This window comes from Marinobacter panjinensis (assembly GCF_005298175.1).
Lineage (GTDB): Bacteria > Pseudomonadota > Gammaproteobacteria > Pseudomonadales > Oleiphilaceae > Marinobacter > Marinobacter panjinensis.
Map to the genome: position 1 here is coordinate 496,000 of NZ_SZYH01000001.1, position 11,214 is coordinate 507,213.

General features: G+C 52.1%; 10 protein-coding genes. 3 read left to right on the plus strand and 7 right to left on the minus strand.

Annotated elements, in window-relative coordinates; translation table 11 throughout:
* The first annotated feature begins 128 nt into the window (after positions 1–128).
* A complete protein-coding gene (locus FDP08_RS02235) occupies positions 129–332 on the plus strand; it encodes a hypothetical protein (RefSeq protein ID WP_137434409.1) in 204 nt (67 codons plus the stop codon).
* Between the two features lie 287 nt (positions 333–619).
* On the opposite strand, the gene FDP08_RS02240 is transcribed toward FDP08_RS02235, so the two are convergent.
* Together FDP08_RS02240 and FDP08_RS02245 are read right to left on the minus strand one after the other, a co-directional pair.
* Entirely contained in the window at positions 620–970 is a 351-nt protein-coding gene (locus FDP08_RS02240) for an MbcA/ParS/Xre antitoxin family protein (protein WP_137434410.1), read from the minus strand.
* A 114-nt stretch (positions 971–1,084) separates the two neighbouring features.
* Positions 1,085–1,435, minus strand: a complete 351-nt coding sequence (locus tag FDP08_RS02245) for a hypothetical protein (RefSeq protein WP_137434411.1) — start codon at positions 1,433–1,435, stop codon at positions 1,085–1,087.
* Between the two features lie 528 nt (positions 1,436–1,963).
* Here FDP08_RS02245 and FDP08_RS02250 point away from each other — a divergent pair.
* On the plus strand, positions 1,964–2,608 hold the full coding sequence (locus tag FDP08_RS02250; protein WP_137434412.1) for a metallophosphatase domain-containing protein: 645 nt from the start codon (positions 1,964–1,966) through the stop codon (positions 2,606–2,608).
* A 237-nt stretch (positions 2,609–2,845) separates the two neighbouring features.
* Here FDP08_RS02250 and FDP08_RS02255 read toward each other — a convergent pair whose 3' ends face one another.
* From FDP08_RS02255 to FDP08_RS02275, 5 genes are all read right to left on the minus strand, one after another.
* Positions 2,846–3,448, minus strand: a complete 603-nt coding sequence (locus FDP08_RS02255; protein WP_137434413.1) for a hypothetical protein — start codon at positions 3,446–3,448, stop codon at positions 2,846–2,848.
* 900 nt (positions 3,449–4,348) lie between these two features.
* Positions 4,349–5,212 (minus strand): hypothetical protein, encoded by an 864-nt coding sequence (locus tag FDP08_RS02260; RefSeq protein WP_137434414.1) that lies wholly within the window; start codon positions 5,210–5,212, stop codon positions 4,349–4,351.
* Positions 5,213–5,928: 716 nt separating this feature from the next.
* Positions 5,929–6,897, minus strand: a complete 969-nt coding sequence (locus FDP08_RS02265; RefSeq protein WP_137434415.1) for an ATP-binding protein — start codon at positions 6,895–6,897, stop codon at positions 5,929–5,931.
* On the minus strand, positions 6,894–8,444 hold the full coding sequence (locus FDP08_RS02270; protein ID WP_137434416.1) for a hypothetical protein: 1,551 nt from the start codon (positions 8,442–8,444) through the stop codon (positions 6,894–6,896). The genes FDP08_RS02265 and FDP08_RS02270 overlap by 4 nt, the downstream gene beginning before the upstream one ends.
* A gap of 368 nt (positions 8,445–8,812) precedes the next feature.
* On the minus strand, positions 8,813–9,490 hold the full coding sequence (locus FDP08_RS02275) for a hypothetical protein (RefSeq protein ID WP_137434417.1): 678 nt from the start codon (positions 9,488–9,490) through the stop codon (positions 8,813–8,815).
* 973 nt (positions 9,491–10,463) lie between these two features.
* Between FDP08_RS02275 and FDP08_RS02280 the strand changes: the two genes are divergently transcribed.
* The gene (locus FDP08_RS02280; RefSeq protein WP_137434418.1) at positions 10,464–11,204 is read left to right on the plus strand and encodes a tyrosine-type recombinase/integrase; all 741 of its coding nucleotides are present in this window, start codon (positions 10,464–10,466) and stop codon (positions 11,202–11,204) included.
* Positions 11,205–11,214 lie beyond the last annotated feature (10 nt).

Sequence of the window (11,214 nt, forward strand, 5' to 3'; positions counted from 1 at the left end):
TCCAACCAAACGTAAGGCGTGTTCTCCGGACGCTTACAAACAAACACCTTTTGTGTGGCACTTCCATATGGCCAGGGTTCAAAGATCCGGATGACGCTGTCGCGCAGGTGCGGCGATCTATCGAGGCAATGCTTGAGAAGTCAGATGATGTCGTTCATGTTTGGGTCACGCACGACACGATTGTCGCCACTCTCGCGAGTCGGTTGCAGAAGACGCCATTGAAGCTCAAGGATTGGCCGGATTACCTGGGTGGGCTCACGATTCAACTGAGAGAGGAGAGTGGTCTGGAGATTTCCTACTCGGCGTCCGGACTGGCCCAGCCTGATACCTGAGAATGAAAGGGCTCAGGTATCTACTGGTGACGGTAGTGGGTTGTTGCTTGCCCCATTGAAACCGCACCTGGAAAGTTTTGAAAACCAGAAACTTAGATAACTTTTGGGCCAACCATGACGCACTCCTTCTTGAACAATTATTGCACTACGATACATCGAGAACGACTAGAGCGCTAGATGTGAGCGGATGTTGCGACATCTATAGTTGACCACCGTCATCTGTCTCGCTCACTCCAATCAGTTGGAACCTTGGTCTGAAATACGCAGTACCGGCCTAAATCAGATGCCTACGCTAACTGTCCGTCCAGATACCTCCGTACCGTCAATGGGTCATCGATCAGCACAGACAGGGCGGTCCTTCCATCAAATTCTCTGTTAGGCTTTTTGATCCAACTGTTTGCTTGTTGCTCCGTAGGGAAGAAGATCCTGAGGCTTTTGTAAACGCCAAAAATACAGGAAATTCGCTCCAGACATTCGTCAGAAAGTCCTGAATCAGAATTGCCCGATTCCCCAAGTAGCTCAAGCTCCTCGCGTTCTGATAATCCCCAAGCCAAGGCGATTTGGTGAAGTACTTTGAGTGCAGTCTCAGAGACGATCGCGGGATCAGTATTGGTAAGGATGTCTTGTGTTTTCTTCATGGTAATCCTTCTCGGCTTACTCGAGTTATTAGTCTGTTTGTACGCGCAGCTCTTGAATTTTCCGACTCTGACAAATGGACTTTTGCTTGCTGTTCTCAGGCCGCTCCAGCCCAGTCACTTTCCAGCGTTTTCCTGTTCATTCCATCGCTCAACGATCTCATCGATGTCCAGAGAGTTCTCCGTATCAGCACCGATTTCGTCGAAGACCACGTAGAGGCCACCTCGGCTGTAGTGACAATCTGAAATGACCAGCGTCTGATTATTATGCTTGGCAGCTGAGTTCATTTTCTGGAACAGAAGCTCTCGATTTTTCGTTGCCAATTCTTCCGAGTACAGAAAAATCAGGTTTGGATAACTGTCCGAAGGATCGGGCAAGGCCGTTTCCCATGTTTTAGCGTGTTCTATCATGTGCTGTTTTCTGCGGTAAACGCACAGCGAAGAAATCTTTTTTTGAACGTTTTTCATAAATCACCATAAGAAAGATATTTGTTATCAACAATATAAGAATATCGCCATATATTTATGCTTAAAATAAACTAAATACTTAATTATACAGTAATTAAATCGTTTAAAAGCAACGCTTTACATATTCTTCATCATAGTATACTTTCATGTGCATTGAAATTCATTTAGCTGATAAAGTATTCATATTATGGTCGACACAATGATTAAAGATTGGTTTATAGTTAACTCGAAAATGAAGATAGTGTATTGCACAAGTACTTCGGGAATTGTTGTTGAGGTCAGAAAGAGTCGATGGGCACCGGGGAACTTTGTATGCACAAACCCCGTTAGGGCTTTACCGGACAAGAAACAGTGAGTATCTATGCCAATGAGAAGGCCAGAAGGTCGCTTTACAAACTGAGGCGTTAATTGAACTACGTGCCGGTTAGCCCGATGAGTTTCTGGCGCGAAAAGCTCTGGGAGAAAAGGAATTCCATGTCCAATGATGGCTGGCTTGGTTGGCAATGTTTCGGCGAATTGAGGTGATTGATGCGAATTGTTTGTATTTCCGATACTCACAGCAAACATGAGGAAATCGACCATGTGCCTGATGGTGACCTGCTGATTCATGCAGGTGACTCACTAGCGCTTGGGTCTTTGTTCGATCTAGAGGACCTTGACGACTGGCTGGGTGGGTTACCGCACAGGCATAAGATCCTCATTGCTGGAAATCATGATACATGTTGTGAAGACAGAGCAGAAAAAGCTCAAAAATTAGTAACTAATGCGATCTACTTGGAGGACTCTGGCGTCGAAATCGAAGGTTTCAAATTTTGGGGCAGTCCCTGGACTCCTCGCTTTTTTGATTGGGCATTCAATGCAAATAGGGGCCCGCAGTTATTTGAGAAGTGGCAGAGAATCCCGTTAGACACGGATGTACTGATTACGCACGGTCCTCCGAAGGGCATCCTTGATACGGTTATCACAAGCGATGGCAGGGAGCAGGTCGGCTGCAATGATCTTTTCAGTCGGCTGTCTGAACTGAAAAGCTTAAAGGCGCACATTTTCGGCCACATCCATGGCGGCTATGGTACTGAGGTTCATGGCAGCGACAGGAAAATTCGGTTTGTAAACGCAAGCATCTGTACGGAGCAGTATGAGGCCTCCAATCATCCTATCGTTTTCGATATCTAATGGTTGGCTACGCTGGAGGGGCTGGCAACGTGGATTCTAGCGCCCCCCCTAGAGCTATGGGTCATTATTATTGACAATGCTGGAAGATGCATAACCAATGGTGCCGCCCCCTTCTGGTGACAGCCTCCGTCCAAATCTGGACTTACCCCGATACGCATGACACGCCCCAGCCTCACACAGAGGCCAGTTCAAGGCCGCTTTATTAGGAATTCAATCTCTATAGATAGGCAGGGGCCTTCAGTTAGCACCAGCTACTTGTTTCTCTGGATGCTTTATAGTCACCACGGAGGTTCCGTCTTCGTTGAAAGTGACCACGATCGGTGCTTCTGGAAACTTGGCAATCCTCACGACAGCGCCATCTCGAAGGTTAATTGTGCGCCAAGACGAGGCCTGGGCTACATCAGAATCAGCTCTTTGTTTCGTTGGCCCAATTGCTTTTTCTGTCTCTTTATCGAGAGCTGCTTGCCGCTCCTCTCTGACCGCTTTTCCTTCAGACGTACTAACCACTAGCGAGATAGATAAAGTTACTGCCACAACTAAAGCACCAACGACAGAATAAATATTATCGCAGATCGTCTTGCGCGTGTTTTTTGACCACAACCCCAAGTTTGAGCCAACCAAAACACCTTTAAGTGAAATACTCAAAACTCCTACCGCCCAAAATGTGATGAATACCCATTTCGGAAAATCGAGTGTCAGTATGGATGTTGCCATGTAAAACATAGCCAACATTGATGCTGTATATCCGACGATGTCGAGCATGCCAGCCAAAAACGTACTAAGGGCCAATCCAGAAGTTGGTTTGGGTGTATTTCCTTTTTCTTCCATTTCACTTTTCACTTGGGAATCTCAGTAATTGATTTTTTCCGACTGTACGTTTCTTGACTGTTTAGTTGCGGCTCGCAGTGCAACACGCTACGTCGTTCGCTATTCTGGATCATTCTGCTTAAAACCAAAGTAACATCTACCCATCGAACTATTTTGAGAGGGCCGAGTTCTTGGCCTCAGGAAGCTAGCAAAATATCGACAACAGTTCTACTAGAGGCGGCTAGTAATAACTGACCTGCTCCACTTCTGGGGTGGCCCCTGGACGCCCAGGTTCTTTATCTGGGGGTTCAATCTCGACCGGGGCAAAGACATTAGCGCCAAGTGGATGATGATTCCGAAAATTACCGATGATCTCATTACACTCGGCCCGCCTGCCGGGTTACGAGACACCGTCGTTGGACTGAAAGGGGACGCTCAAGTCGGTTGCATGGACCTGCTCAATCGCGTCTACCAGCTACCCCTAAAGGTCCAGATTTTTGGTCACATCCACGAAGGGTACGGCGTTGAGTTTCGAAGTGAACTAGGGACTCGCTTTGTAAATGCCTGCCCGTGCAATCGGTGGAATGAGCCTGTGAACTCTCCCATTGCATTTGATCTTTAGCCCCCTATCGATGCTGCTTAACTCAGAAACTCGCGCGGATGACCTCTTGCTGGCCTCTAGGGCCGGGTTTTGATCGTCCCTCGACGAGCCAAAATCCCGTTTTGTATTGGAGTACCTTTGAATCGCGACGGGAGCGAAGCGGACGCCACTGGCGTTGTCGTTTCCTTTCCATTCAGGGCAGCCCCAGTTGTCGTCCACCCTTGAGAGAGAGGTGCAAGAAGATTTCCATCGAGTGGAATCAGCGCTTCAAGGACGGAGCCAACGTTAAGCCTGCACCGCCGCATAACGGCTTTATTCTCCGGCAATAACCGCTAACGTCCTACAATGACCCGCAAATCAATGTGAGCATGGTCATTCCATGGGTACAAGTAAGGGCGCAATTGAGCCTGGGGTAGGGTTTCATCCACCAGCTTACCGATTGTGGTTCGGTGCATGCAGCTGGGGTCTGGATCTACGGACCATACACGCTGACAGTTGCATTGCAGGAATGCCGAACACCGCTGCGCCTTTTTCAACTCAGGCTCCGACAGCACAGCATAGTCCAACGGTGACTCAGGCCAGAACACCGCCTCTAGTTGATCGCTCTGATGCATTACCTCCAGAAGTTCCGAAGGCAAGGTTGGGGGGCGGAACGTCTCGCTTGATGGGTAGGAGGTTTGGTGGTAACCCATATTATTGTTGGCCGCTCGTTGATGAATCCATGACGCGAGCTTTACGAACTCCATGAAGGCGTAGTCCGAGGCGCGCAAGAACAACCATCTCTCAAAACTTGCTGAAGGGCGATAACGCCTGCCTTGCCCGTCTTCAAGATAGACTCCCTCCGGAATGTTGGGGTATTGGGAGTAGTGGGCAAACCGGCAGAGTTCATGATCACCGGGACCGCCACCCAAAGACGAGTTAATGAATTTGAGTGAAATGGCCCGACACCAAAAACTGAAGGCCATACAAAGGATGCAGGGGGAAGCTCCCTCTCGCACTTGTTCCGGGCGGATTGAACACAGGTCGTACCAAGTCAGGCGGTGTTGGATGCCGATGACCTCTTGCTGCCAGCGCAGGATTCGGCGGATCGCGAGAGCCACGAGAGTGAACACGGTCTGTTGCTGCGGATAGTACGACAATCGATAGTATTGAAAAATTGTCAGTTCTTCAGTCCTGGGGCCCGGATCCCACGCCATAAGTTTCGATTTCCGGGAACGCAAGCTGCGCTCGTGGGTGAGGACATGTAAACGTGATAACCGCTGGTTAGCCGCCCCGCCACGTTTTTGTGACTCGAAGCTGGCGTAAAACGGATGGTGCAGGCGTGGTTGTGTGAATCGAGGGGACTCGAGATTACTCCTGGGCCTCAGCTGGTTGTAGATGTCGTGTAACTCAGGGTAAGTCTGAGCCTCCCGCTTGGATTGGCAGCGCGCCAACCAATTATCGAGCCACTTCAATTGGCGGTAGGTGCGTTGCTTTAGCCGATGACGCCCCCGCATTAGCCAGGGGAGTGCGTCGCAGAGTTCACACTCAGGGTTTCGTCGGGAGAGGGGCCGATCCCAGCTCTGGCCACAGGCTGGGCAATGGTGTGAAAAGGGCACGTGATGGACGGGGCACAAGGATAGTCCATCGACGCCATACACCGAGGGATGAAACAAACGCCTGGCGCACATCACGCACTGCCTGACGGAACAACCTGGGGCGTCGCGCAACAAGTACGGCTCAATGCTGTCAACGGCCTCGGAATCTTTGATTGTCTCGATGTACGCCGAACAGTCTTTCAGACTGAGAAGCGGGTTCGCAACGATAATTCGCAGAGCCCTCGCGTAGCTGCTTTGGAGCGGATGGGCCAGCGAGCTGCCCGAGTTTACCCTCGGCCCCGTGAAAGTACCCGCTTTCTGTATTCCGCCGCCCATTATCGGATGACCTCGACAGGAAGCGCTTGCACGAAGTCATCAGCCACGTGAGTTATCAGCACGGCCTCGCGTAACAACTCATCGTCCACGTCCTTCCAGCCATAATACGGTAAAAGATCCGTTACCAAGATATTCAGTGTGCCGATAACATACTCCATCCCCCAAGATCTTAACTCACATGCCTTTGCGATCTCTGCATATTGCCTCCAGAGATCTTTGGAGAGGCCCGCCAAACGCCAACCCCCGTTGACGGCCTCGGGGAGGAAGGTGGCGCAATATGTGGGGCCATTTTCCGGGTAACGCAGGGTGTCATACTGCGTCATCAATGCCGTTAATTCGTCTCTAGTTCGGATGCCATGGTATTCGTGGAACCGTTGAAAAAACCGGCCCCGGATTCGCTTGTAAGCGCCTCCGGTCATGGCCTCCAAGAGCTTACGAGCTTCGGCCTTATTGCCAATGAACACGACCATAATCATTCGATGCAGCTGATCCAATCTATTGAACAACTCCGCGAAGGCGTTGAACTGGCGGGGTATTAAGTGATCGAACTCGTCAACGATCAGGATCGATGTGCGAACACCGGCCTCAGTTTGGACATCGCAGACATGGGTTAGAAACTGTTCCGCGAGGCGATCGGCATTTGCCCGCCCGGTGATGGGGAGTTGATGGTCAATGCAGGCTCTGCGAGGAACCTCCGCGATGGATTTGATGTCACGATCGACGATCGACATGTAAAAAACCGGCACCACCTTTCCATCACGCAGTCGCAGGCGATTGGTCAAGGACCTCGCCGACCAGCTTTTGCCGATACGCGGCGCTCCCACGATAAAACCACCTGTGGCACCAGACCAGAGCCATTCCGTCAAGACTTCCACTAGCTTATCGAAGGCGCGTGTCTGGAATTGCACCCCTTTCACGGTCAACAAGGGATGGCCTAATAGGTCGATGCTGGTCGCCTCGCCTGTCATCGGGAACCTCCCGGATTAAGGTCCATCGACCAGTAGTCGTATGGATGCCCGGTCGTTCGGTTCGTTACCAGGGAGCCAGCGTGGCTTCGCGTGGACCGCTCTGTCTGACTGTCTGTTGCTTCACTCTGGTCAGTCGGCGGTTTGGGCCAGAGGGCGGTGGGTAAACCATACCCTCCGACGAATTCCTGGTATGTGCTTAAATACCGAGCGGCATCCGTTGGGTGAGAGCACCGTTCCCGTAGGCGGAGAAGATATTCCGTCAGTGGATCCTGACTCTTACGAACCAGCTCGCGACAGTGTTGGAAAAGGTAACGGCGCGTCGCAATAGAGTGCGGATAGGATTGCCAGCTAACAGGACATTCAAGAGTTCCCAGTGCCTGGCCATTGAGTCGGTATGCTGCCAACTGACGAACATTCCGACGGTCGTATTGGATCAGTACCCTGGATTCCCGTCCAGGAAGTGCGAGTAACCCTGGGCCCTTGTAGCGGAGGTATTCAAAGTTGACGTACGGTCGCCGTCCAGGGGCGGACAGGTCATGTACGGTGATTTCCCTCGTTTCCAGAAACGGGTTCCATGCAGCGCGTTGATCGTCGTCCACATCCACCAAATAGGTCCGCTCAGCCTGGTAGCGCAGGGTCTCTAGCGGTGTTGCTCCGTTAAGGTAGGGACGGGGTCGATGGTTGGACTCGGCGAGGGTAACGTAGAGCGCATCCTCAAAATCGGAGAGCGAGATAGTCGGCACACCTTTGCGATTCTTCGCCGACTCCCGCTTGTCATCGGTAACACTTGAGCCAGTGGTGGAGTTTAGGCGATGAGTGAGGCCATGATTTACACGGTTGAAACTGGTTTCAATGGCTAGTCGGAGGGTAGGCGTTTTTGGCTTACCGTAACTTACTGTAGCCTTCAGTTTCCGCGTGCAAAACGCCTTGACGCTGAACGCGTGGTGAATCCAGGCATTGTCCAAGGCGATTTCACGGGGTACTCCAAAAGGCAAGCTCGGGTCCATGTTGGGAAAGGCTGGCCCAGGAGGGAGTTGTAGTCCATCCGTTGTGATCGCTCGCTCGGGGCAGGGGGTCAGGCACTGGAAAAGCAGCGAGAGCACGTCGTCCTGTGTCGCGTGGGCCTTCAATACCAAGTGGAACGCCAGGCAACAGTCGGTCGCTTTGTCAATGGCCGCGATCAGAGTGAATCGTGGTAACCGCAATGGCGGCAGGTTATCACCCAGAATGAGTTCAATACCCTGGGTTGATTCCTCACAATCCACGAGCTGTTCATCAATCTCGATTCGGTCGTAGAGCAGAGGCCGGGAGTGATCGGTTGCTGATCCGATAAAGGCCGCTTTCCGGGCCTTAAAAGCTTGGCAAAACAGCACCCAGCGTTCCTTTAAGTCTCGCCGAACTGATTCGTAGGCCAGGGACTTGGTTGTGTACGGATAGGCATCGAGCGGCATGTTCGCCCGAGCAAGCAGCGCCTTAAACAAACTATGATACGCTGCCGGTGAAGGAACCTCCGCCCAAGGCTGGTCCTTCAGTCGGTCTAGCAGCATCTGGTCCAATCCCTTACGAAGCCCTGGGACCTCTGCCAACAACTGAGCAAAACGACCTCGGGGCCGCTCACGGCCGTCGTCATTCACCGAGACGTGGACGCAGCGGGGTACTAGCCCCTGAAGCAAAGCGGGTGCCCGATTCTCAGACCCACCGAGACAGCGATCCAGAAGCTGGGTGATCCGCCCGGCACTTAGGCCTTCGAAATCCGCCACTGCGGCCTCCGTCGCGCCGTCCAACACCGCCCGAACCATTCGCACATTTCGCAAATACTCTGCCCGGTGTTTTTCAGGAACCAGAGAGGGATCAAGGGCTGGCCACCCGGAGATGTCCGCTAGCCGGGGGTAAGCTCGTAAGCGGTCACGCCAGTTCATAGGCATGGCCGTAACTCCGTCCCGAAGCCAAAGCGGTGCGTGGTGAGATCCGCAGTCAATTTGCCCCGGTGCATTAACCGCAAAAGGGCAATCTCATCAACACGGGAGGACTGGCGATCGCCCGGTAACACCCGCTCCCCGAGGCAGGTGCCTCCGTTTCGCACAACCTGATCCAGAAGCTCCAGCTCCCGGCATCCGGTGTCAAGATCGCGGTGGATGGCCAGAGCCTGAACGATCATTTGCCAATTTTCAGCCTCGATACGACGGGACACTACGGCCTCATTCGAAATCACAACAAATCGCATACGATGCGGCCGTAAAAAGGCCACCAGAGCCTGACGCCGGTGCTCATCGAATTTCGCTTTCGGACGCAGCTCCACGACTTCCTCTTGCCCATCACGCACGATGTAACAGTCCGGGGTGTAGTGGCGTCCGTTAATCTTGAAGAAAAACGGTTGCGGCACGTATCGGGTCACGGACGGGTCGCCTTCAAGCAGTAGCGCGTGGTAGTACTCCGCTAGGGAATGGAACTCACAAGGCTCGGCATGTTTGAGCAGCTGAGCGACCCGGTAATCGGTGGCAATCTGAAAACGGGGGTTGGTCTTGACCTGACAGGGGGTCAGGGAGGGTGCGCGAATTCGAACCGTCGTGTCTCGGTTATCGGGGAGGTTCATGAACACCTCCGACCATCGGCAACGCCCAATGGTTCGCGTGGCAGCCTTGCATCCAATTAGACACTTTACAGCCTGCCCGAAAGTGCCAAGGAGGAAAATTGGGGCTTGATCGTTTCTGGGCTGTGGGTCCGTCTAAGTTCGTCATGGTTTTCCTCCTAAATGCGTTTCTATTTTTATAATACATTGTCGGAAAATTCTAAATATCGCACGCAAATTAAAATTAACATGGAACGGACAAAAATATTGCTATTTAGATAAATATAAATAAATTATTGGAACAGCAGAAATGGTCGGCTCTTACATATATTTTTAACAATAATTTAAAATCATTAATTAACAGATAAATAACTGGTTTCTCAAGTGGTTGAATATCTTGAACTTATAACCTTTTATTTAAAGAGAAATTAAATATTCAATGGGATTTTCAAGTTTGTTTATGCCTCGCTTGAAAAAAACGATTTTTTATGAAGGAAGAATGTCGGGTTTAACGGATGGTTTCGTGATAATTCAGAGAATCTTTACTTGGATTTTTAATTATAAAACAGTCTAAATGGAATCGTGGATTAACGTCTCGAGGCGGGGGTGTTTAGCACGGAATCCGCCATAACTCGGTGGTCAGATAGCCCGGAGGTTGCGCGAACGCGCGCCGAAATGGGGGCGGCGTTAGCCTCAGCGGCGCTGAACGCCGAGTGCCGTTCAGGCTTTGGGGGCAATTTGGAAGCCTTACCAGCCCCTTGTCGACGTTGGTGTTGAGGTCGGAGGCCGGACCTCAAAAGAGGGCCTGCTGACCGGTGTGGTTAGGGGCGGAGGGCGAAAGGGGGCACACGGTGACCGATTGACGTTTGCTGCTTGTTCGTCAATCGCCTCCATTTCTTGCGGTTTTCCCGACGCTTGCCATACTGAAAGGGTCGGAAGAGGGCGCTTGGCGAGGCCTTTAATTCCACCCCGAAATTGACAGAACCCCGGAGGGGAAATGTCAAAATCCATCACCAGCGCGCGGTCATTTCCCAGAGCCCGACCCAGCAAGCGCCCGTTCGGCTTCGAAGAGCGGCCTCTGGTGTCGTTCCCGATTCAGCGCGTTGAGATCGACTGGGACCGGCTGATCGCCAAACGCCCGATCCTCCTCGAAAGCCTGGACACCATGCCCAAGTACCTGCTCAAGCCGGAAGTGCTGGGCCTGCTGGAGAGCGAGTCGCATCCCATGTACCGGCTGATCCTGGACTTGATGTGGTGCACCGGCGCGCGGGTCTCCGAGGTGCTGGCGATCACCCCGGCCAGCTTCCTCGACGACGGCTACGACTTCGGGGTCATCCTCAAGACGCTCAAGCAAGGGGCAGGGCGGCCGAGCAACCGGAGTCTACAGCGGTCCCCGAAGCGCTTCATCCCGATCCTGGACCGGGATTTTCAGACCCGGATCCAGAGCTACCTTTATATGGGGAAGTTTCGGAAGGACGAGCGGATCTTTCCGATCACGCGCCAGGCGGTCAGTGCGAACATCGATCGCTTAATAGAACACGTTGGGGGAGAGCCGCCGTTCAAGATCGGCTGTCATACCTTTCGGCACAGCTTTGCCGTGCATTTGCTGCTGCATGGACGGCCACTGAAGTTTGTGAGCCAACTCCTCGGTCATCGAAGCGTCGAATCCACAGAGGTGTACACGAATGTGCTAACGTGCGATGGGTCGCATTTTTTGGAATGCGTTGAATTTCATTGACGCCAGTTGA